The organism is Stenotrophomonas maltophilia group sp. RNC7, assembly GCF_030910085.1.
GTDB classification, from domain to species: Bacteria; Pseudomonadota; Gammaproteobacteria; order Xanthomonadales; family Xanthomonadaceae; genus Stenotrophomonas; species Stenotrophomonas sepilia.
This window is the reverse complement of sequence record NZ_JAVFVN010000123.1, coordinates 1-403: the sequence shown is the minus strand read 5'-3', so window position 1 is coordinate 403 and position 403 is coordinate 1. Positions and strand designations below refer to the sequence as shown.

Below are 403 nucleotides of genomic sequence, written 5' to 3'. Positions count from 1 at the left end.
AACAAACCCCGAAAAAGTGGGGCACCTATTATCAGTATAGAAACTAATACAAATATAAGTTGTTCTGTTAATACCTTACCGTTTCTTTGTTGCTCAATTTGTTTCTGTACTTTCGTTCCCATTGCTTCACACCCCTAATTGTTTACTATCCTACGATTGCTTTGTTTTTTTCTTCTCCGCTTACTTGCCAATATTCTATAGCAAAAGCTGCAAATACTCCTACCATAACACCTAGTACTCCAGCGATAGCCACATTAAGAACTTTTCTAGGTGCAACTGGAACATCTGTAGGATATGCTCTAGATATAATAATCATATTGGATTCACCAATCTGTGCAGATTCTATTACTCTTAGTTCCTCGTGCTTTCTTGTAAAAGCATCGTATGTATTCTGTGCAATCTC

1 protein-coding gene is annotated in these 403 nt (G+C 36.7%); it reads right to left on the bottom strand.

The genetic code is table 11. The annotated features are described in order from the left end of the window. Positions 1-145 precede the first annotated feature (145 nt). On the bottom strand, positions 146-403 hold a 258-nt coding region (locus tag RCF13_RS01495; protein ID WP_308140756.1), incomplete at its 5' end, for a GNVR domain-containing protein.